The 22,165-nt window shown below is 47.2% G+C and carries 15 protein-coding genes and 2 pseudogenes; 8 read left to right on the top strand and 9 right to left on the bottom strand.

Going from position 1 to position 22,165, the window contains the following annotated elements; all coding sequences use genetic code 11:
- Positions 1 to 188: 188 nt before the first annotated feature.
- Together P0078_RS16745 and P0078_RS16740 are read right to left on the bottom strand one after the other, a co-directional pair.
- A pseudogene (locus P0078_RS16745) lies at positions 189 to 965 on the bottom strand (ADP-ribosylglycohydrolase family protein).
- A gap of 239 nt (positions 966 to 1,204) precedes the next feature.
- Complete coding sequence (locus P0078_RS16740) at positions 1,205 to 1,381, bottom strand: hypothetical protein (RefSeq protein WP_282931063.1); 177 nt, start codon at positions 1,379 to 1,381, stop codon at positions 1,205 to 1,207.
- A 1,114-nt stretch (positions 1,382 to 2,495) separates the two neighbouring features.
- On the opposite strand from P0078_RS16740, the gene P0078_RS16735 reads away from it, so the two are divergent.
- The 3 genes from P0078_RS16735 to P0078_RS16725 all read left to right on the top strand — a co-directional run bounded on the left by P0078_RS16735 (position 2,496) and on the right by P0078_RS16725 (position 5,380).
- Complete coding sequence (locus P0078_RS16735; protein ID WP_282931062.1) at positions 2,496 to 2,957, top strand: hypothetical protein; 462 nt, start codon at positions 2,496 to 2,498, stop codon at positions 2,955 to 2,957.
- A 561-nt stretch (positions 2,958 to 3,518) separates the two neighbouring features.
- Entirely contained in the window at positions 3,519 to 4,058 is a 540-nt protein-coding gene (locus tag P0078_RS16730) for a hypothetical protein (protein WP_282931061.1), read from the top strand.
- 530 nt (positions 4,059 to 4,588) lie between these two features.
- Positions 4,589 to 5,380 carry a universal stress protein gene (locus P0078_RS16725; protein ID WP_353057082.1) on the top strand — a complete coding sequence of 264 codons (792 nt, stop codon included), beginning with the start codon at positions 4,589 to 4,591 and terminating at the stop codon, positions 5,378 to 5,380.
- Between the two features lie 67 nt (positions 5,381 to 5,447).
- Here P0078_RS16725 and P0078_RS16720 read toward each other — a convergent pair whose 3' ends face one another.
- A complete protein-coding gene (locus tag P0078_RS16720; protein ID WP_282931060.1) occupies positions 5,448 to 7,094 on the bottom strand; it encodes an alpha-amylase family glycosyl hydrolase in 1,647 nt (548 codons plus the stop codon).
- A gap of 270 nt (positions 7,095 to 7,364) precedes the next feature.
- Between P0078_RS16720 and P0078_RS16715 the strand changes: the two genes are divergently transcribed.
- The 5 genes from P0078_RS16715 to P0078_RS16695 all read left to right on the top strand — a co-directional run bounded on the left by P0078_RS16715 (position 7,365) and on the right by P0078_RS16695 (position 15,283).
- Entirely contained in the window at positions 7,365 to 8,210 is an 846-nt protein-coding gene (locus P0078_RS16715; protein WP_282931059.1) for a DUF3014 domain-containing protein, read from the top strand.
- A gap of 374 nt (positions 8,211 to 8,584) precedes the next feature.
- Positions 8,585 to 10,582 (top strand): DUF3857 domain-containing transglutaminase family protein, encoded by a 1,998-nt coding sequence (locus P0078_RS16710; RefSeq protein WP_282931058.1) that lies wholly within the window; start codon positions 8,585 to 8,587, stop codon positions 10,580 to 10,582.
- Between the two features lie 3 nt (positions 10,583 to 10,585).
- Complete coding sequence (locus tag P0078_RS16705; RefSeq protein WP_282931057.1) at positions 10,586 to 12,757, top strand: tetratricopeptide repeat protein; 2,172 nt, start codon at positions 10,586 to 10,588, stop codon at positions 12,755 to 12,757.
- 296 nt (positions 12,758 to 13,053) lie between these two features.
- The gene (locus P0078_RS16700) at positions 13,054 to 14,952 is read left to right on the top strand and encodes a VCBS domain-containing protein (RefSeq protein WP_282931056.1); all 1,899 of its coding nucleotides are present in this window, start codon (positions 13,054 to 13,056) and stop codon (positions 14,950 to 14,952) included.
- Between the two features lie 31 nt (positions 14,953 to 14,983).
- Positions 14,984 to 15,283 carry a hypothetical protein gene (locus P0078_RS16695; RefSeq protein WP_282931055.1) on the top strand — a complete coding sequence of 100 codons (300 nt, stop codon included), beginning with the start codon at positions 14,984 to 14,986 and terminating at the stop codon, positions 15,281 to 15,283.
- A gap of 90 nt (positions 15,284 to 15,373) precedes the next feature.
- On the opposite strand, the gene P0078_RS16690 is transcribed toward P0078_RS16695, so the two are convergent.
- From P0078_RS16690 to P0078_RS16665, 6 genes and pseudogenes are all read right to left on the bottom strand, one after another.
- Complete coding sequence (locus tag P0078_RS16690; RefSeq protein WP_282931054.1) at positions 15,374 to 16,885, bottom strand: tryptophan halogenase family protein; 1,512 nt, start codon at positions 16,883 to 16,885, stop codon at positions 15,374 to 15,376.
- Positions 16,886 to 17,019: 134 nt separating this feature from the next.
- A pseudogene (locus P0078_RS16685) lies at positions 17,020 to 17,703 on the bottom strand (TonB-dependent receptor domain-containing protein); the annotation flags it as partial.
- Positions 17,658 to 19,883 carry a TonB-dependent receptor gene (locus P0078_RS16680; protein WP_285892588.1) on the bottom strand — a complete coding sequence of 742 codons (2,226 nt, stop codon included), beginning with the start codon at positions 19,881 to 19,883 and terminating at the stop codon, positions 17,658 to 17,660. The pseudogene P0078_RS16685 and the gene P0078_RS16680, both read right to left, overlap by 46 nt.
- Positions 19,884 to 20,052: 169 nt before the next feature.
- Positions 20,053 to 21,015 carry a glucokinase gene (gene glk / locus P0078_RS16675; protein WP_282931051.1) on the bottom strand — a complete coding sequence of 321 codons (963 nt, stop codon included), beginning with the start codon at positions 21,013 to 21,015 and terminating at the stop codon, positions 20,053 to 20,055.
- A 191-nt stretch (positions 21,016 to 21,206) separates the two neighbouring features.
- Entirely contained in the window at positions 21,207 to 21,515 is a 309-nt protein-coding gene (locus P0078_RS16670) for a DUF1272 domain-containing protein (protein WP_282931050.1), read from the bottom strand.
- Positions 21,516 to 21,843: 328 nt separating this feature from the next.
- Complete coding sequence (locus P0078_RS16665) at positions 21,844 to 22,155, bottom strand: cupin domain-containing protein (protein ID WP_282931049.1); 312 nt, start codon at positions 22,153 to 22,155, stop codon at positions 21,844 to 21,846.
- Positions 22,156 to 22,165 lie beyond the last annotated feature (10 nt).

Genomic DNA, 22,165 nt, shown 5'->3' with positions numbered 1-22,165 from the left:
CAATGACTTTTGATAGTTAGAAATTATTACCCCGGATATTTCTTAGTTATTGCATGGGCATAATCACAGTGTTCATCAAATTCATTTACAGGCCGATCTCGAAACTCTAGTAGATCTTGAGCTATTTCTGATATGTCATCAGATAGCTCAAGTTAAGCAAGCCAGTTTGCAGGAATTGCACCAATACCCTAATTCGCGCTGACTAGGTTTCCAGTAATAGCCCCGGTAGAATCTGAATCACCATCGTGATTAACAGCCATCAGCAACATTTCTTTGAGGCTTGGAGCTTTAAGGGCACAGTAGACTGAAATAGCAAGAGCCTCTTCAACCCACCTGTGAGCTGTTAGCGTTTCCATGTGATTTGGATGTTTACACAACCTCGCTTTAGCTAGAGCAATGCCCGCACGTAAAGACTGCCCATCTAACAACATCAAAATAACAACAGCGAGTACACCAGCAGTAAGTTGGCCAGTGGCATGACCATGGGTAATAGAAGAAAAATCAGCATCCCGCTTAAATGCTCTCTCAATATTATGTGCACCATTCCAACGCCACGGGTACTGGGCTACCGGTGCAATCCTCTTTAACCCACCACACCCTTTACTATTATTATCTGCCCGAATTCAGGTGGCATAGGCATTGAGAGCCTGTAAACATGTAGTGTCCGGAGCCCAGCAGTGGTGTAATTGTGATAAACCCAACAAGTAACTTCCATTCACAATATCAGGGCGATTAACGAGAGCACCAGACTGAGTGTGCAACCAACGTAGATAAGCTTTTGTGACTGTCTTTTCCTCATTACAAATTCCCCTACTAACACTCCGAACAAAGGCACGCAGTAATCCCTCCGCAGCAAATAGTGTCATTTGGGTATCGTCTGTAATTGCCCCCACACGCCCATAAACCGGTGCAAGATCGCTAAGCCCCTGTGGTCCAACCAAATTTCCTCCTGATATCCTCCGCACGCATAAACTCCACCGGAGTCCCCAAGGTATTTCCCACGGCATCTGCAATTAGTCAACCTTGAAGCGCTGATGTGGTGTAATTGCTACTGTGTTTTCGTTATGCCCTGAACCGGATTTGATCGCTGAGCGCTGGTCACTGATTAGTTGACCAAATACCTCCAATATACTAAGCGTTCCCTTCCTATAAAGAGATTTCGTTAATATCTTTCGCTGATTACCGCTAGGGTTCATCAGTTTAATTAACTAGTTTCCACTTCCTCCGAGGTTTGACCTGCTGCAGTTTCAGCCCAGTAGATATGAGTGGTACCACTCTTTTTCATGGCCCACTTATAGTGGGCGGCAGACTTGGGACCTAGGTTGGCATAACGTTGTAAAGCATAATCCAGCAGTTTTTTTTGCTGAGTCCGTTTTGCCAATATAAATAGTTTTCCAACTACCTTTGGGATCATAACAACCCAATAAGTATACTCCGCTACATTCGGGTAAATTTTCTAAAAATTTATGTACTTACCCTGTGTATTCCTTCGCAATCGAGTCATTACCATTAGCCGGATACTCACCACTATGCTGTCTCGCATAATCGTAAAGCGGCTTCAAGTTTAGCTGTCCGGACAACAGTTCAACAACTTGATGCATCATTTAAGGCCCCTTTAAATTTCAACTAGCAATTTTTATTTCTCTGGACAAGAACAAAGTACATACACAATTTACGCAGGTTAAAGCTAAACAAGAAAATAGAGCAACTGGACCATCCTTCATTTATCCCCCTTAAATTCCCTTATAAATATGCACAGCTTAAAAAAATCGATGGTCTTCATCCTAAGTCTCAATCTCCCTCCATTCATCAATGAATTCAAAAACTTCACATGGATATCTAATTGATTCAAAACACCTGCCGCTTCTTCATATGAAAAAACTGCCGATAACCCGTATGGGAAGCAGACATTTCCAAGACCATGTCTTCCCTAGTCAACTTCCAAAAATTATTTTATTAAACTACTACTGGATTCAAACCATTTTTTAGCGTTGATCGAGAATGACCGTTTAGCCGCAAATGTGTGAACCAACTATTTATCTTATCTTTACTCATCACTTCAGCATGTCTCTTTTAATTAAAGTAGAGCCTATAGAACGTTATTTAGGCAAGAAGAGTGTATGCGCTCGGAATGCTACCAATGACAGTAAGTTACGAATCAGATATTTTTTCAAGATGGCGGTCATAATAATCATCTCTTTAACCTGAACGATGATACCACGTAGGTATTATCATATGACTTATATAGTATTTCCCGCAGGCTAACACACTCTTGCATCAAAGATAACAATCAGGATAATAGTAGCTAGGATGAATATTCTATAAATACCATGAAAGAGCAATAAGGAGGTGAATCTGAAATATTTTATTTTTGCGATGCTTACATTAACCATATCGGGCTGTAGCGGATCAAGTGAAGGAAACTCCTCCAATAGCGATGCAGAGCAAGCAATCTGGGACGAAAGTAATTGGAATGAAAATAATTGGGACTAAATATGAAATTTATTAAATATGCAGCAGTGATACTTTCTCTTTGCTCATTAAATGCGAATGCTGGTCAAATTGAGTTACCACATACCTTTTCTTCGGGAACTAAGGCCGTTGCCGCAGAAGTAAATGAGAACTTCTCAACTTTAGTGGTAGAGAGTAATTCACAAGATTCAAGAATAAGTTTAGCGGAATCCAGTCTAACTGAGGCTATAAAAGAAAGTAATTCTCAAGACTTGAGGATTAATGCATTGGAAGCAGTTACTTTAACAACTGTAACAGATCAATTAATATGCGTTGTACATTATACATGGCCAATTGATGGCAGTTCATATGACTGCGCTCAACAATCTGCCCCCTCAGATATAAGATCCTTAACTTATTCTCAAGTAGCACAAGAGGGCTGGACGGCAACCTCTGTTGGTGGTGATGGCTCGAGTAATCGTATGATTTACGTATTTTCTAAATAATCCATAAAAAATTATGCAAGTGGATAAAGTGTTTCACATTTTATCCCTTCGCAAAGCGTCATATGAGATTTTTATAAAAAGTTCAAATACTACGAAATATACATCGAACCTTGGACAAGTCGCTAGCAAGAGGGGCGGGCGTTAAACATAGAACCTTTCTAAAAACACTTCAATTTGTCACTTAAACACCCAAATCACTTAGTTTATCTACCTACCTCCTACAGCAGATGTGGCAATCTGCCATACAAAACCTGCTATGCATCTAAGCTATTGCGGTAGACAATTTTGATTAGTTCCTCAGACTGCAGGCTCAAGTTTTGGCATAGTGTATCTGAAGGAAATTGCCTTACAACTTGGCACCATAGCTTCATTCAAGTGTGATCTCACCTTATCAGTAGAGAAAGTAATGTATTTTCCTTGTAAACTTACCGGGCAGTGAACATGTAGTTCATTCCATCTGCACTAACTATAAAACCGCTCAGCCGGTAACTGAAATAGACAGCTAGGGCTCGATCCCTACTGTGAAGCTTCAGCTTTTATATTCAAATTAAGGGGAAAAGGATGAAATTTTTCAAAGGGATAAAGGTGTTTTGCCTTGCAGTTACACTTTCAGCTTTATACGGATGTGGTGTCGCACACGTAAAAACAGACGTTCAAGCGCAAAGTTTTGAAGACTATAAAAATATATTAATACAAGATGTAAGGGTGTACTCAAATGAAAGTGCAGCCAAAAACAATAGTGCCCTACAGGAAAAAATGAAAAGTTGGGAGCTCCATACCCGCAGTGAACTCGAGGAATTTGCCAGAGAGAGCGATTATCAACTCGTCAATTCCTTAGATGAAGCTGAAGGCAAGACTTTGCTCGTTGATCTTGATGTGAAGGTTCAATACGGAAATCGCGCATTGCGCTGGGCTGTTGGCTTTGGCGCAGGAAAGGGAGGCGTTGACTCTGTCCTGACTGTTAAGGACTCCGAAACCGGTGATGTTAAATACAAGGCTCACGCCGATAGTGATCTGTCCGTGGGCGGTGCAGGTGGAGATATTGGCGCTGTACTTAAGAAAAATATCAAAGCGCTCATTGACCAGTATCGGGAAGTCTAAACCTTACGAATTGAGCACTAGGGACGCGCGTATAGTGCGCGCTCCCTCTTCACCGAGTAAGTTTCTTTGGGAAAGACTAAAAGAACCGATCACGGCTTAACTCAAAGAGCCTGTAGCCGATAGTTACTTATGGTGTTGTAGTTAGCCCCCCACTCTCTAAGTAATTCCAATCCCAACATACTCCAACCAGCTCTCAATAACGCTACCAGGCAAGAATACATTTTGAATTCTGGTCACCCGCATTTTGGTTCTAGTAGGGCTTGCACGCGCTACCTATAAACTTGATCTACCTCAATACCCCCACCCCCAACTTCGCCATTATGCGCAACAAAATTATTCGATGAGATAGGCGCCAAATTCGACAAATGGGACAGTCAGGTACTCGGGCTGACCACCCCATCATGATAGATTAGACCTCTTGGTCAACTGCAGGTCGCACTGGCCAGTAACACGCTTAGTTGAGGAGAAAAAATGGAGCAGCAAAGCACCGTATTCGTTGTAGTGGACCCTAACGATGAGAAGCAGTAGCTCTGGAGCGAGCCCTGATTACTTCACGTGGACGCAATCCTCAGCCGCGACTGGCTGTATTCGTCGCAGTTGATGGTGAAGCGGTGGATACCCGTGCGGTAAACGACCACCTATTTCGCGATGAGTCGTGGTTCCGTGAACAAATTCGTGAACCCATCTCAGAAGCTGGTCTTTCCTGTGAGATCACTGTTTGCTGGTCCAGTGATTGGCAGGCGGCCATCGTGCAGGAATCAAAGCGTTGCAACGCAGAAATGATCTACCTACCAGTACACGCGAAGAACAGCCGTCGCTTTACCTTCGCCGAGTCCAAGTGGCGAGTCCTGAAAACAGCGCGCTGCCCAGTGGTATTGATTCGCCCCGGCGCCAAGGACGAGCGCAAAGTTGTATTGGCTACCGTTAACTACCAGGCAAAAACCCTCGAACAGCGCGAGCTCAATCGCCAGATCAGCGAACGCGCGACCTATATCGCAGGTCATTACGGAGCAGAGCTACACCTCGTAAACGCCTTCCTGGATTCTATGCTCTACCCAGATCGCGGTGCTTTGGCCAAGCTTGCCGATAAAACCGGTGTCCCCACCCATCGCATTCACGTAAAGCGCGGCTATACCAGTGATGTTGTTGAGGAGGTGGCCCGTGAGATCGATGCAGATCTGGTCGTGATGGGAACTATGAATCAGTACGGCGAGACCGGTTCATTCCTGCGTGGCAATACTGCCGAGCGTGTAATTGGCCAGTTAGATGTTGATGTGATGGTATGTAACCAGTTCACCACAACAACAATGAACAACGATTAAGTCATCCCATTTTCAAGGATGCTGACAGCCCCAGCAGTGCTATCTGCCGGGGCTTTCTTTTTTGGATTTACTGCAATTTAGCAGATAGCAGTAGCACAGTTCCCTCGGTATCAAAAGTCACCCTGCCATCCTCAACTTTGGCTCGCTTGCCCGAGTAGTAATCGGTCAGTTCGATACCATCGGCAAACACACCTTTAACTGATACGCTCTTCTCACCCGCAGACAGTTCCATCGCCACAACTACCGGCTGCTCACCAGATAAGGTGCGGGAGAATGTATAAGGCTTATCCTCCAGCTTCTGGTGTACACCAGCTCCAACTGCCGGGTGCGATCGACGAAACTGCCCCAGCTTCTGCCAATGAGCCAGCAATGCACGGGTTTCCGGCTTTTCCAAGTCATCCCAGTTCATATTGGTGCGCATAGAGGCGTCGCCGAATGCGCGATCATCAATCATGGGGCGCGCCAGTTCATCACCGTAATATATCTGCACTGCACCGGGCGCCAACATCAGTTTACTTGCGGCATTCAGTGTGTGCTGACGCTCGCGGTCAAATGAGTGATGGTCATCGTGGGAGCCTAGATAATTTAGGACACCGAACCCTTTTAGTTCGCCACTGTTCAAGGCGGAAGAATAGCTGGAGAAAATATCCTCCGCTGGCCGGCCCACAACCTGGGCAAAGTCGAAGTTAATCAGGCTGTCAAAACCGTACTGATAAAAGTCCACTTTCCGGTCGCTATAATCGTAGGAACGACCAACACTGGGACCGAAGTTGTTAACGCCAAAATGGTAAACTTCACCCACCATAAAGAAATTGCGATCATCCAATTTCTTCTTCGGGTTCTCAGCCTTCCACTCCGCCAGGGCTAAGTCCGCTTCCTTTTTCAGTATTGCCCAGGCTTGTGGCTCTACGTGTTTAACGGTGTCCACACGAAAGCCATCGACACCGTATTCACGCACCCAGTCGGTTAACCACTTGATCAGGTAATATTTGGGGGCACGGGGATAGCCAGTGCGCTCGAAAAAGGCATCCAGCTCGCGCTGCTCTTGCTGCAGGCGGCCTTCTTTTTTCCACTTTGCCACCAGTTGCGGCGGCAATTCGACATCTTTCTCACTCTCCGTGAGGATATCCGTCAAATTCGCGTGAATTGCACATTCAACGTTGCCGGCATAGTCAGACCAATCGCATTGCTGGCTATTCCGCAGCCAACTCGAGGGCCATCTGGAATCCTGTTCAGTGACTGGCCCGGTGTGATTGAGAATTACATCCAGCAATACGCGAATCCCCTGGCTGTGAGCTACCTCAATCAATTCTGCCAGTTCTGCTTCGGTGCCAAAGTTGGCATCTACGGCAGTCCAGTCCTTAGGCCAGTAGCCATGGAAAGCGTAGGTGTGTTTATCGGACTCATTGTAGCCATGGATGTTCTCAATCACCGGGGCCATCCAGATAGCATCGACCCCGAGATCATTAAAATACCCGGCTTCAATTTTCTCGATAACACCGCGCAGATCCCCTCCCTCAAAACCGCGCAGGTATGCTGCATCGTCTTTGCGGCCGTAGGGGAAATCATTGCTGCTATCGCCGTTATTAAAACGGTCCGGCAACATAAAATAGACTGTCGCATTGCGCCAAAAAGGGTCTACCGGCTCTGCAGCCAAGGCAGCTTGTACACCACCCAGCATCAGGCCAATCAATAAGCTGGTGAATTTTCCCATTGTTCTCTCTTTTATTCGCCGCTCAGAATTGTTCAGAAGCTCCCCAGACCACTCTAATAGGCCCAGTAAATCAAACATCCTCCCGCGCGGGGGCGTAGGTGCTGCGCAGGGTATAAGACCGGCAATAAGGTTGTGCAATTACCCCATAGTAAAACTATTTTGCGAGCGGCGCTTTTGCAGAGTAATGTAAAACCAGCAGACCGCGAGAAACCGCAGCGCTTTGTCGTGGTCCAAGCGTCACATTCTGTTAGCAGTCAAAGGAGGCAGGGAATGTCGGAACAACAATCTAGGCAAGGGTGGATCATCGGCATTATTGTGGTGGTCGTTGTCGCTGCAGCAGCCTATTGGCTCTGGACCGGCGAGGAAAAGAAAAAGAAATTCCCACCATCGGTGTTGTTGAAGAACCCCAAACTGCTCCCGAGCCAGAGGCCCTGGCACAACCTGAGAGCCAGGAACCAGCCCAGCCGCCCGAGGAGCCGGTCATTGAAGAGGAGCCCGGCAGAGAGCCGCCTCCCCCTGAACGAGAGCGACAAGGCCGCATATGACGAGTTAATGTCCTTGGCACCCGACGGCGCCCTGTCCCGCTGGCTGGTACCCGACGAAGTAATACGTAAATGGGTGGCCGCTGCCAACGCAGCATCCCGTGGTGAGCTGATTCACAAGCATCGCCCGCTGAAAACCATTCGCGGCCCCATCACCGTTACCGGGTCATCCGCTGAAGGCTACCAGCTGTCCCCGGAGAACTATCGCCGTTACGACCAACCAGTACGATTGTTCGCACTGGCTAACACTGATGCCATCATTACTTTGTATCAGTACTGGTACCCCCGTTTAGCTCAGGCCTATGGCGAGCTGGGGATTCGCAACAAGTCATTCCACCAGGTGGTGATTGGAGCAATCGACAATGTACTGGCAGCGCCAGATGTTGAAGGCCCTATTCAATTGATACGCCCATCGGTGTATTACAAATTTGCCGATCCAAAACTGGAAAAACTCCCTGGAATACAAAAGCTGATGATCCGCATGGGCCCCGACAATGCAGCCCGAGTTAAGGAAAAGCTGAAAGAGATAAAGGCTAAGCTCGAAGAAATGCCCGTTCAGGAGCAAACCCAATAAGCAGATCTCAGGTCACTCAGCTTACAAGCTGGGTGGCCTCCCACCTTCAAGATTCGGTTATTTTTTGACCATTTTATCGCCTGGACACATCAATCCCTGCCTTCATCAATTTGAACCGCCGAAAAACTTATTCAAAACGCCAGCGGTCATACCCATCCGATACTCAGCCCATAGCCATTGGGGTATATTACCGGCTGTTCACTAAACGATCCCAACACCAAGCGGCAACAGGCACTGCCCTATAGGGAAAGATCCAGGGTTCAACAGGAGCGAATCAATCGTAGGGTGCCCTGCGTGCCCCTTCTGCTTACTCCCCACCCAAGATCTATTCTGTCTCCGCCGGTATAGGCTGTAGATAACAATCGAGGCTCATTTTGAAATATCGTTCCTTCGGCCAAATTCTGGCTGTGACTCTCTTATTTGCTGTGTCGCTGGCCCAGGCTACCCCTGAAATTAACATAGCCCCAACACCCACTTGGGTGGATGCCGTCGACCTCTCGAGTAGTGTCACTGCACCCGAAGGCAGTGTTAGGTATCACCTGAGTAACTCCCAGATATCCCATACGAACGAACAACACCAATACTATTTTCAGTTGGTGATGGAGCCCCTCAATCAGCAAGGGGTTAAACAGGTATCGGAACTGAACATTAGTTTTTACCCCGCGTTCCAGCAGCTGGTCGTTCACGAAATTACCGTCACCCGCAATGATCAAGTGATTGATCGCCTGGACAAACAGGACTTCAAGTTATTCCAGTCTGAGCAGGAGCTGTCCAGCAAACTCTACTCTGAAATGTGGAATGCGCTTTACATTCTTGAGGATATCCGACCCGGTGACAAAATCTCCTACGCTTATACACTCGAGGGAAGCAATCCTATTTTTGAACGCGGGGATTTTGGTACTTTCTACTTGTCATGGCCGGATGCCATCGACAGGCGCTATGTAAAAATTACCAGTGACAACAAGCTCAACTACCGTTTTAACAATGAAAAAGTACCGGTGAACGTTACCCGCAATAACGACACTTACCAGTACACACTGGACCTGAAGCAGGTATCTCCGATACTTCAGGAGGGGGAATATCCTCACTGGCATGACCCATTCAACTACATCCAATATTCAGGCTATAACAGCTGGGCTGAAGTAAACGACTGGGCAATGACACTCTACGATATTGACCTCTCCCTGCCAGAGGAACTCACCCGGCAATTGGATCAATGGCGCGCAGAGGAAGGCCTTGAGGGAGCGGTCAGCAAGGCTATTGCCTACGTTCAGGAGGATATTCGCTACTTTGGGATCGAGTTTGGAATCAACTCACACCAACCGCGAACGCCGAGAGAGACTTTGGATAAGCGCTATGGCGACTGTAAAGACAAGGCCATATTAATAACCGCCATGTTGTCTCACCTGGGGGTTAGCTCTTACCCCGCTTTGGTGTCTTCAGGACGCGGGCGTGACCTTGCCAATGATATCCCCTCTCCCAGTTCGTTTGATCATGTAATCAGCGTCATTGAGCTCAATGGACAAGATTATTGGGTTGACGGCACCGCTTCCGGACAGGGCTCCAATATCAAAAGCAAAGGCTTCTTTGATTATGAATTGGCACTCCCCATTCGAAAGGGAACCCGAGCATTAAAACAAGTAACCACGATTTATCCCGCCAATGGCACTCTGCAACTGGATGTCACCGAAAATTTTGAAATCAATGCCGGTGCCAATACCGCAGGGCTAACTGTTGAGTCCACCTACAGCGCTCTCAAAGCGGAGCAGATGCGTCAATTTTTCCAGTCAGCGGACTCTGAATACATAAAGAGTAATTACGCAAACTTTATGGCAACTTACTACCCTGGTATTGAAATTACATCCAATATCAAGCACCAGGACAATCGGGGTGAAAATGTACTTCAGGTATCGGAGCTATATGAGATCAGTGATTTTGCCGAGTTGAACTCTGCTCGGAAGATTTTCTCACTGTATGGCTCCAGTATCGCGTCCTATATCACCAGTCCTCAGAAGCGCATTCGCCAGAGCCCACTCGCATTAGCGCATCCAGTAGATATCCATCACAAGGCAATAGCCAAGGTTACCGGTGAAGTCTTGTGGCGAGAAGAATCTCAGGAACTTCAGATTGACAACCCCTGGTTTACCTTCTCAAGAACCTCTGATCATACTGGTAACAATATCTCAGTGAACTACGCCTTTAAATCCAAAACAGACCACGTTCGCAACACAGATATTGCCGAGTATATGGAGCAGCTGGATAAACTGGATGAAGCCCTTCAATATCAGTTTTGGGCAAAAGGCGACAACTCCAATACCCAGGAAACCAGCAAGGCAATGAAAAACCTGGTTAAGTCATTGATCAGGAAGTAAATAATGAAAAAACTAATCTTTGCTCCCATCATGTACTTACTGGCCTCCTGTGCCGGCCAAACCACGATCGAATCGGGCGACAACCAAATCCGGCTGTTAACCAACCAGGTAGCCAGCGCTCCGGACACAGTCGCTTATGAGGACTTCTGGTTCGCATATCTGGAATCCCAGCAGCCAGTGAATAACATCGCTGCCAGAGACCACTACCAATCAGAAATGGCTGCGATTGAGTCTGGACAAAAAGCCTGTGACGCAGTGGATTGGAAGGCCGTGGTCAATAACAACATCCTGTCCCTGATGCCCCACCTCACTGCCGCCGAATGCTATGAGTCTGTGGGGCAACTGGAGGCCGCCAATTATCACAAAAACCTGTTTGAATTTATTGCGACGGGCATCCTTTCCGGACGCAGTGGTGAATATGGCTACAGTGCTTTCGAAGTAGCGAGCTGGGCAGACGCAGAAGATCTGCTCACCATATCCGGCTATGAAATTATCGATAGCTATATAGAGTTTGCCAATAGTCGCAATGCTATCTATCGCGTATATAACGTGAGGGAAATCGGAGGTAATCAAGTATCCAAAATTTACTTCGATAATGCCCGTTTTCTACACCGCCTACTCGCGATTCGGTACCCGTTTGCCGGCACTTCAGATCAGCTCTATACGGATGTAATTCAGGTTCTAGCCTCTACAGATTACGCAGCTCGGCACGCCGAAGGCACTGTATTCCATGCTGAGGGACAGTACTCGCAAGCAGAGCAAGCCTACCTTGACGCCATAGTTATGGGGTCTATTTCTGCCAACATCAGTTTAGGACGACTGTGCCTCAGTGAAAAAACTGAAAAATTTTCTATCAACGAGTGTGCCCAATTATTTGTTGCTGCTGCAGATTTGGGCCTGCAAGAGGCAAAAGTTTTTCTCGCTTATATGGCCTATATGGGACTGGGCATTGAGCAAGATGAAGAACTCGCGATTTCACTACTATCCAGTGCCGAACAACACCTGAAAAAAGGTCAGGCAGAGTACGAGCTCTATTCCCTCTTTGCTTCAGAAGAATTTGCCTCTATCAACGAAAACCGTGCTAAACAACTCCTGCAGGCTAGCGCCAACAAAAATTATCCAATGGCTTCCTTCACCCAAGCCATAGGATATCTCGAGCAAAATAACTATTATCAATTTGAGCAACATATCCAAAAATCCTCCAATAGCGGCTTTTCCCCGGCGCAATTTTTTTATGCCAGCTACCTATTGGAAGAGAAAAGAGAAATCAGTGAGGGCATGGCACTTCTCAATGAGGCCGCAGTTGCAGGAAATCCAGCAGCACTCTATGAAAGGGGCCGTATCGCTCAATTCGGAGTACATGGCGAGCCAATTAATATCAGTCAATCTATCAGGGAATACCGAGCAGCGGCATTCCGCAACCACCTTCCTGCACAATTAAAAATGGGAATACTGAATTCCAAAGACATTATTGCAGACGCCAATCCTGAGATTGCCTATGCTTGGTATTTACTCTGTGGAAGGGCCGGCAATCTGGAGTGTATTACCAATATGGGTTACTCCGCCGAACATGGCTATGGAGTTGAAAAAAGCCCAGCTCGTGCTGCAGAACTCTATAGGCTTGCTGCTGAGGAGGGATCAGCCAATTCTAGTGCAAGGCTGGCAGGACTCTATGAAACGGGTAATGGAGTATACAAGGACCTTGAACAGGCAATTTATTATTATACTCAAGCAGCAGAGAGTGGATTAGCTTCTGCCATGAATAAGCTGGGTCTCATATATTTGGACTCCGAGAATAACGATATAAAAAACTACTCCAAAGCCTTATATTGGTTCGAGCAGGCAGCGAACAAAAATTCAAAGTATGGATTTTTTAATCAAGCTCGCATGTATGAGCAGGGACTTGGTGTAGAGGCCAATCTGGATCGGGCACTGTCACTCTACGATGAGGCTTCCAAAAGGGGGCATGGCATGGCATCACTGAAAATTGCTGAAGCCTATAGTCAGGGAGAGCCTGCCGACCAGAACATTAACCAGATGCTACATTATTTGAAACTGGCTACTGAGCAAAGCGACGATCAACAGCTACAGCAAATACTGGAAAACTGTACTGGAAAAAAAGATTGTAATGTTACACATCTAAAACAGTTCCTAAGTGAGCTATCTAAAGAGTGATAACTCTTGAGCGGTCAACTATTCACACCAAATAGTTGACCGCCATCAACTTAATTTTGCCAACAGGCTCAAAAAATTGATATTCAGTAATACAAATCGCCTATAATTATTCGCCAATTTTCCCCTATTTTATCTTCCGTATAAATAAGCCTTATCGAATCATATGACAGATGGTGTTCTGCCCTATCCCAGCAATAAGCCCACGTCAAAATCAAGCCAGCCATCACAGAATATGATCACCATCTCTTTATACTCCGCACCAATCATATTTGGTATAACGGATCTATCGAGGCGATATGACTTATTCATTGAAGTTGCTTACAGCTATCAGTTTAGCTGTATTTCTTTCTGCTTGTGGGGGCGGCGGAAGCTCCGATGAAAGCGGTACTGAAGACACTGCTGTTGGCAGCGACAATAATTCTGGATCTAACTCTGGCAACGATAATGGCAGCTCTGATTCTGATAGTGATAACTCAGGCTCCAATGGCAATAGCGACTCTGACAATGACAGTTCCTCTAGCATAAGCGGAGGTAGTGGCAGCGTCAGTGAAGATGACGAGATCACGGTCTCAGGGCAACTGATCGATAACTCAAATAGCAATCAAACCTTTGAGTCTGGAAATTTTCACGGAACTTACGGGGAACTGGAAATCTCCAGCGATGGCAGCTGGACCTACACTCTGGACAGTGAGTTATCCGATCCCATTGCTGGCTCAGAAATAGCTACCGACACGTTCAGTATTGGCATTGGCTTCAGTAACTCAGAAGCGACCATATCCATTTCCATCACTGGATACGATGACACCTACACTTTTAACCCCGCCAGCCCACTGGCTACCCTAATTGTTGAAGGGAAGGAATTTGCTTCAGGTACATTCCTTTTAGAGGATGTCGATGGCAACACACCGGAGTTCGTCAAGGAAACTATTAACGGCTCATACGGTGATTTAGAGTTATCCAGCAGTGGGGACTGGGAATACAGCCTGAATGACTCAGCAGATAATTTGAATAATGGTGAGACCACAGAAGATACCGTTTCATTTCAACTGAGTGATGGCTCTACCCAATCAGTTACTTTTTCTATTGTCACCATCGAGCCTGACGAAAGTAGTATCGTATTCATTTTTATGAACTTCTCTGATGCAGCACCGACGGATACTACTGACATCTCAGATATTGCAGATATGGTATTTAACGATGAGGACTCCCTCGATAATACCTATCTAAAGAATTCATTGGGACAGCTAAAATTTCTCCGTCATCTCATCAGTGACAATTCCCTGGGGCATTACTGTTATGGCGAAGATAGTAATGAAGACAGCTCCATTGACTGCATCAGCTACAATATTCCCGATAGCCAGAATGGTGGCACTTTAAGTGTTGATGATGCATCGGCCCGATCCAGTCAGGGTGGAGAGTATACCGATGGAGGATATACTTGGCGGGATAATGCCACCGAGTGGGCTGAGGCCAATTTTGTAGATGACAACAACAATCCGATTGACCTAAGCGACTGGCGCCACCGAGTCTACATTTTTCCTCCAGAGGCCAAGAGTGCCGGGCTAGTAGGGGCTGGTGTCGCTTCCGTTGGTGGAAGGTGGAGCATCGTTACTGCCTATACAGATCAGATGATTATGGGCCACGAGCTTGGACACAATATTGGACTGAGCCATGCTGGCAATGATGACAACAATGATGGGGATACCTTCGATAGTGGCGAAAGCGAATATGGAACAGACGGGAGCTTTATGGGGAATGCCTGGAGATCTCGCTTGTTTGGCAGTGGTCACCGTGAGTATATGGGCTGGTATGATTTATTCCCCGAATATACTCAAACGGTAACCCAGACCGCCGGCAGAACAGAAGAGGTGGAGATTGAAGCTATTGAGCTGACTGCGGGAGAGCTCTCAGGAAATCTGCCCCAGCAGCTGAAAGTTGAGAGTGCGGGTAGTCAGAATGGGAAAGACTACTACTACGTGAACTACCATGTAGGCCATGACATACTGAACCCATCGTCTCATATGGAAAATTCAGTATCCGTTCATTATCTCGATAATAGACTCTTTAACCATGTAGCAGAACTCAAGGAGCCAGGAGATAGCTTTACCGACTCAAATATTGGCTTAACCATTGAGTTTCAATCTATGGCCTCAGACAAACAGTCGGCCACTATCTTAGTCAGTTACAGTGATTAGACTATAAATCCGTTACCGTAGGGTAAATACTATGAAAAAGTTCATTCTAATAGCGTTTGCATTGAGCTTCTCCCTGTTTGTACAAGCAGAGGAGATTGTAACTGGCACCTTGGAAGAAATTATCTCTGAAGATTTTGAAACAGGAAAATCCAAGCGTAAGTTTTCCCTGAAAGATGAGCAGACTGGCCACTACTTTTTCCTGGATGCCGATGAGGCCAAGCTCAAAGGTATGAAATCGGGAGATCGTGTGAAAATCCGTGGAGAGCGCGGAGAAAAACGCACACTTCGCATTAAAGAGTCAGAAAAAATTGAATTTCAGGACAATGAATAATCATTTGTTAAATTAAGACGATTTATTCCCCTATCTGATTAAAATGGAATAGTGCTCAGAGATAACCCGAGCACTATTCCAGATTTCCTCCTACCCCATCCTTAATTGATTTAACTGATCCATGTGCGGCATAAAGTTCAGAGCACAGCGGCGGTTAAAATCCCTGATTTCGTCCAGTTTATATTTGTGTGCGAGCTCATTACCTAGACGCAACTGTTCCTGTCCCGGGTAAATCCCCTTGCCAGTCAACAGGCAATTCCAGGATACATTCGGGAAATAGACATCCAATTTTTGATTCAGTAGTTCATCAGTAATATTCTTGCCTGCCATCCAGGACATCAAGATTGAGCGCAGGGAGGGAGATATCTTTTCATTAGTCCCATTGGCAATCCAATAATCCGTATCAGTTCTCGAACTAATACGGTAGTGACAGACGATATAGTCCCGCACTGCATCAAAACGAGCACTGATACGATTATTAAAATCATCCCTATACTTATCTGTATGATCACCATTGTTGTAGGCCTCAATAAAGCGCACAACGGTTTCCTGAACCATATCCAGCGCCGTTGCCTCCAAAGGCTCAATAAAGCCTTGGGAGAGCCCCACCGCCAGGCAGTTCTTGGCCCAGTGTTGGGCAACCCGTCCCACCTTGAACTTTAATCTACGCGCCTCGACATCACTGTCCAACAACCCCAAGTGAGCGCGAAATTCCGTTTCTGCCTTGTCATCGTCGACAAAGCGAGAGCTGTAAACATAGCCATTGCCATTGCGATTAGTCAGTGGGATTTTCCAGGCCCAGCCATATTTCATCGCAGTAGAAATAGTATGCGGTGCATACTCTTTATCCTGATCTGTAGCAAATACAACCGCAGAATCGTTAAACAGACTCTCAGCGCTACTAATGAAAGGAACTTTCAGGGATTGTTGTATAAGACTTCCACGGAAGCCGGAACTGTCCACATACAGATCCGCTTTGAGAACCTCACCATCAGTAGTTTTCAGATGATCAATATTCCCCTGTGCATCGAGCATGGCGCCAGCCACTGTCGCCACCTTATAGCGAACGCCTTTTTTTTCGGCAACACGACGCAGGAACTGGCCCAATAAACCAGAATCAAAATGATAGCCATAGGCAATTTCAAAAGGGAAGTTTTCCGGCGCGACTGGAGATAATTTTTGCCGTATCATCTCAGTAGCCAGAAAGAAATGATCCGGATGTCCCTCCAGGTCAACGCCTTTCCTGCGCAAGTAACTATTATGAAAAAATGCCGGGATAGTAAATTGGTCAGGCTGGCCAACAAAAGGATGAACATACTCAGTAAAGCCCGGCTTAACCGACCAATCCCTAAAGGTAATTCCCACTTTGTAAGTAGCGTTACAGGCAGGCATCCACTCTGATTCGCTAACTCCTATAGTCTCCATAAAACCTTTTAGCGGTGGAGTTGATCCCTCCCCAACACCGATAATCCCGATATCCGGTGATTCCACCAAGGTGATTTCAAACCCTTTATCCTGCCAGTGGGTCGCCATCAGATTGGCAGTTATCCAGCCAGCGGTACCCCCGCCAAGAATAATTATTTTTTTGCGTTGATTGCTCATGGCGACTCTCAAAAATTCGGCACCGCACTTATTTTCGGGCCATTTGATATTTCAAAAAAACCGCCCGGCAAGCGTAGCTCAGCGGGCGGTCTCTTATCACACCTTCAGTTTTACACCGAAAGAATCAGCGATACTTAGTAGCTATAGTTCAAGCCGAGGTAGAACTGACGCCCAAACTCAGTATATTCACCGAGGACACCATCTACTCCGTATGATTTCACATCAGCCTCATCCGTAAGATTGTTCGCTGAGAGAATCACATCGATACCATTATCAAATGCGTAGGATATCTGTGCATCGACAGTAGTATAGGCTTGCGCTTCCACAGGTGTGGAGCTGCCTGGTACCGGCATATTCAGGATAAATTCATCCCGATAGCGAACATTGACGTGGGAGCTGAAATTACCGATATCCCAGAATACTGTAGTGCTCCAGACATTTTCAGAGAGGCCCGGCAACGGCAGGTTTTCACCATAGAGGCTACCGCCACTCACTTCGGTTTCACTCTCAGTATATGAATAGCTGGCGGTCATACCCAGGCCAGCCCAAATACCCGGCAGCTGATCAAAGGTTTTAGTACCCGCAAGCTCAATGCCTCGAATATATCCGCCCTTGTCGTTATTCACGTAAGTTTCGAAAGCACCGGCTTCCAGGCCAACTGGAATTTCAATACCCAGGGAATCAAATAACGCCGTTCGATCTGCCTGGCTGTCCAGGTAGATATACTGCTTTTCTACCAGGCTTTCGATATCTTTCCAGAAAATGGCTGCAGTTACCGCGCCGCCATCTTCGAAATAGTGCTCATAAGCCAAGTCAAACTGGTTTGCACGGAAAGGATCGAGGTAGGGAGACCCCTTGGTCCAAACGTTGTACTCCGTAGCGCCATCGTTGTTAACACTGTTCCAGGAGCCAGCGCCCCCTTCAGCTGCCCAACCGGCGGACGGCCCATAACTTTAGCTGCTGCAAAGCGAATGTAGTCCTGCTCGGTCAGCTCAAAGTTCAAGTTAAGGGAAGGCAGGGTGTCTGTGTATTCGGGGCCGTACTCAACATAGTCGTAGCTATCTGATGTTACACCCACATCATCAGTAATTTCGATACCATTGCCAGCACCCACATTTTGGATACCGCTGGACTTCACATCGGTTTCAACAACCCGTACACCGAAATTACCAGTTACTGGAATACTACCCAACTGGGTTTCAATATTGGCCATCAGGTAGTAGGCAAAAACTTCCTCTCTCACAGCACCGGACTCAACGAAAGTCCAGTCCTGGCTAAATACCTTTTTACCTTCGTAATTACCGGCACCAAAAATACTGGAAGCCAGGGCATCCATATCGTTGACTACGAATTGTGGTATCCCATTGGTAGATTCAATGCTGACATAGCCGTCCAGTAGTTGCGGCTCACAATCGATGTCGGACAGGTTATCCGCACAGTAGTCATTGAATTGACCATCGCGGCTACCGTACAGGAAAGCACCACGCTCAGAATCGAAAGTACGCTCAGATACACGGAATCCAGTCTCTATAGAGGCAATGGCTCGCCACTCCAAGTCAAACTTGTAATCGAACTTGAAGGCTTCAACTTTATCTGTGTACTCGTGGGGGTACTCTTCATAGCGCGACAAACGCATGGTATCCAGATCGGTGAAATCTACACCGGAGAAAACGCCTGAGGGAATACCATCACCATTAAGGGAATAGGCAAAGCTCTGCCCAGCAGCTTCTTCCCAGGTCTCTAAATTTCCATCGTCATTGTAGGTCAGGTCGTAAGCGTGCATGGATACAATCTGATCCTTGCGCGTCTTGGTGCCCTTACTATAGGAGTAGTCAACGGCCAGGGTATGGCGGTCACCAAAATTCCACTCCAGGTTCAGGCCAATACTATCGCTGTCCGCCTGAGTTGATTGATCCTCAGAGCGGGATTCAAACCAGGGGCTGGAATCGTAAACAGTTTTTGGATCGGTAATAATTACCGTTCCATCGGTAACCACTCCGCCGTTTACTTCCGTATCGGAAAGGGTATACATGTCTGTATTGGCCAGCCCACCAACCGTAATACCGTGGCGAGTATCCACACGCTCAAAGTCAGATTTGAAGTAATCCAACTGGGCCTTGAAACCATCGGTAGGCTCAAAAACGACGCTAGCCAGGTAACCATTGCGGGTATCGGTACCATCACCTGACTGCCATTGGAATGCGCGCGGCAAAGCATCTGCGCTGCCGTCACCATCGTAATCGCTTGCCGGCGGTTCATAACCGATCTGGGCGTCTGCACCTGTGCGGGACTTTACAAAGCTATTCGGCTGCTCAAGGTGGGAGTAACCCAGGGCGACGCCCACCTTGTCATCCATAAATTTACCCATGTACGACAGGGTGACACGCTCACCGAACTCGTCGGCACCGACGTCGTCTGCTGCGTCGTTAAACGACATACGCACATTGGCATTAAAGTTGTGTTCTTTCTCGGCGTCGAGAGGATTGGCTGTTTTCAGCTCTACAGAGCCCGCTACACCACCTTCGATATGAGAGGCTTTCGGAGTCTTGTAGACCGCAGCCTGATTAATCAGCTCAGCTGGGTACTGGTCAAAAGATATCCAGCGAGTACTTTCGGTATAACCACTGGTAGAGGCCTGCTCACGACCATTCAGGGTGGTCTGCAGGAAGTCGCCGTTCATACCGCGGATATTTAGCTGTGAGGACTGACCGTTCGATCGCACGGTGGTTACGCCGGGCAGACGGCCCAGGGCATCGGCGATTGATTGGTCGGGAAGAGATGACAGAGCGCCCGCATCTACCACATCGGCCACAACATCGGCGGCGCGCTTGGCTTCAACGGAGTCCAAAACGCTGGTGCGAATACCGGTAACTGTTACTTCTTCCAGTGTTTCCTGCTCCTGCGCATAGGCCCCAACCGAGGTGGACACGGAGGCCGCGATGGCAGCAGATAGCAAAGTGGGTCTGAGCGCCCCTTTACCGTTATTGGATAGACTCATCATCTTCTCCCTGGACTTATCGTTATGTTGAGACCCTGCATCCTAGGGCGGCCCCTAATCCATAACATCCTCCCCCGAGGGGGAGGAGACGGGAAAAAGTGTGAGATCAATCACAGGTGTAATTTAATACACGTTTGTCAGGCCATAACCCAACAAAAGTACCAGGCAATTACCCCTCAAGCTGTACTGCAGCGCCAATCAAGGCCTGATAACCCGCGTTCAACGCGTATACCGGAACGGCCTCCATCCATTGAGCGACACGCCCTTTCGTCAGGAAACGCTGCTCAAACTCGCTCTCAGGTAGCAGTTCAGCGATCCTGGGCAGTATACCACCGCCCAAAAATACCCCACCACGAGCGCCCATATACAAAGCCGCATCTCCGGCCGCACTGCCGAGGAAATTGAGGAAATCTATCAGAGCTTCACGGCACAGCGGATCTGAACCTTCAAGGCCACGGGCGCTAATATCGGGGGGCGTCAGGTCCTCAGCGATCTCTCCGTTCAGCTCGCAAACTGCGCGATAGAGATTAACCAGCCCATTGCCCGACAAAACCCATTCATTGAAAACGGGTAACTGGGTTTTCATCAGGATTTGCAGCAACTGCAATTCACGCTCAGTGGAGACTGTCAGGTTGGCATGCCCACCCTCTCCCGCCAGCACATGGTATCGGCCATCAGCTTCAGCCAGCCCGGCAACACCGAGGCCGGTTCCGGGACCGAGCACCGCCATAGGGGCACCTGCCTGCCGGGGAGTATCGCGCAGCACCTGGTAATCTGATTCGGCCAGACGGGGCAGAGACTGAGCCAAGGCGGCAAAATCATTGATCAGCTCTAAATGGGGAAAGCTAAACTCTTGAGCCAGCTCCCCAGCGTCAATAGTCCAGCCCAGATTGGTCATATAAACCTTTCCACCAGTTGGAGTCATCTCCAGCGGACCGGCTGCTGCAATACACGCCTTTTCCGGACGCGGCTGGTTTAATCCATCGAGCCAGTGTTGTAGTGCTGCATCAAACCCCTCGAAGCGTTGGCAATCAACGACTTTGAGTTCTTCCAGCTGGTAACCCTCTGCTACAGGCTTGGCGATGGCAAATCGGGCATTGGTCCCACCGATATCCGCTACGATACTCGTCATAGTTATCCTTCTAACTTCCCCCTAAAAAAGGCGATATAACTTAAGGCGTCAGGCAAAATATTGCCAGCCCCAAAGCTTACTACAGAGGACAACTCACCCTATAAAAAAACCGCATAACCCCATGCATGACCCAGATAAGCTCGATAAACCTCGCAACAGAAAACCAACCTGCAACTTTCAGTCACTTTGTTTTAGCGATCAGCGGGGGGGATATTTTTCACGCTATCGGTAAACGAGCAGATTTCATCTTTACTAAATCGAGTATTGACTCGCTTCTGTGAGGCCGGTTGATAGCTAATACCCACACCACTACGCCGCGCAACCTGGGGCCGAATGGGGCGGGGGCAAAAATTACCGCCACAGTTAGGGCAGACGTTACTGAGTAATGTCTCGACACAGGGCTGGCAGAAAGTACATTCGTAAGTACATATCATCGCCTCTTCCGAGTTTGGCGGTAGATCTTTATCGCAATTCTCACAGTTCGGCCTTAACTCCAACATCCCAGCTCCCTCCTTGTTCGCTAAATAATTTTTGAAGCTTATTACTCTTAATTTCTCGCTCAACCTCCCTACACAAAGGAAGTTATCCCAACAGAAAATGACTACATAAAATCTGTATAAGCTTCATATATGGAAGGTTGAATAGCTTTTTATACTAACGAATTACTCTCACCAATAGTGGTATTAAAATGACAGTAAATCGACAAATTCCGACATGCTCAACTGTTACAAAATCAACATTGCAAAATGCTTATCCAAGCCATCAAATTGATGACTATTTCTTGATAAGATAACCACATTAATTAATTTCTAAGAAAGGAAAACCAACTTAGACACTTTCCTCAGATTCCACAACCAGAATGCGAGCCTCACCAACAGGATGAGCTACATGTTCCGTGCCCTCAGAAGCGTGGAATATATCACCAGGTCCAAGAAGTTCCGATTCGGTTCTACCTGCCACTTTGTAAAACATTTCTACATGACCATCGAGAACAGCGAAGACTTCCTGGCCATCATTGATATGCCAAATATAAGGTTTATTAGTCCAATGCAGTTTAGTGGTAATCCCGTTCATATTTGCGATAAGTTGCGATTCCCAGGGCTTACTACCGGTAAAATCTCTGCTACGCACTATTTTCATAATGTTTATT

This window comes from Microbulbifer sp. VAAF005, assembly GCF_030012985.1.
GTDB lineage: Bacteria > Pseudomonadota > Gammaproteobacteria > Pseudomonadales > Cellvibrionaceae > Microbulbifer.
The sequence above is the reverse complement of the archived record's forward strand: the minus strand, read 5'-3'. Positions and strand labels throughout refer to the sequence as shown.

Excerpts from the sequence above, each read along its gene's own strand:
- P0078_RS16690 (WP_282931054.1), bottom strand. The coding sequence starts at position 16,885 with ATGAGCAATCAACGCAAAAAAATAATTATTCTTGGCGGGGGTACCGCT.
- P0078_RS16680 (WP_285892588.1), bottom strand. The coding sequence starts at position 19,883 with ATGAGTCTATCCAATAACGGTAAAGGGGCGCTCAGACCCACTTTGCTA.
- P0078_RS16700 (WP_282931056.1), top strand. The coding sequence starts at position 13,054 with ATGACTTATTCATTGAAGTTGCTTACAGCTATCAGTTTAGCTGTATTT.
- P0078_RS16670 (WP_282931050.1), bottom strand. The coding sequence starts at position 21,515 with ATGTTGGAGTTAAGGCCGAACTGTGAGAATTGCGATAAAGATCTACCG.
- glk (WP_282931051.1), bottom strand. The coding sequence starts at position 21,015 with ATGACGAGTATCGTAGCGGATATCGGTGGGACCAATGCCCGATTTGCC.
- P0078_RS16695 (WP_282931055.1), top strand. The coding sequence starts at position 14,984 with ATGAAAAAGTTCATTCTAATAGCGTTTGCATTGAGCTTCTCCCTGTTT.
- P0078_RS16735 (WP_282931062.1), top strand. The coding sequence starts at position 2,496 with ATGAAATTTATTAAATATGCAGCAGTGATACTTTCTCTTTGCTCATTA.
- P0078_RS16730 (WP_282931061.1), top strand. The coding sequence starts at position 3,519 with ATGAAATTTTTCAAAGGGATAAAGGTGTTTTGCCTTGCAGTTACACTT.
- P0078_RS16720 (WP_282931060.1), bottom strand. The coding sequence starts at position 7,094 with ATGGGAAAATTCACCAGCTTATTGATTGGCCTGATGCTGGGTGGTGTA.
- P0078_RS16715 (WP_282931059.1), top strand. The coding sequence starts at position 7,365 with ATGTCGGAACAACAATCTAGGCAAGGGTGGATCATCGGCATTATTGTG.
- P0078_RS16665 (WP_282931049.1), bottom strand. The coding sequence starts at position 22,155 with ATGAAAATAGTGCGTAGCAGAGATTTTACCGGTAGTAAGCCCTGGGAA.
- P0078_RS16705 (WP_282931057.1), top strand. The coding sequence starts at position 10,586 with ATGAAAAAACTAATCTTTGCTCCCATCATGTACTTACTGGCCTCCTGT.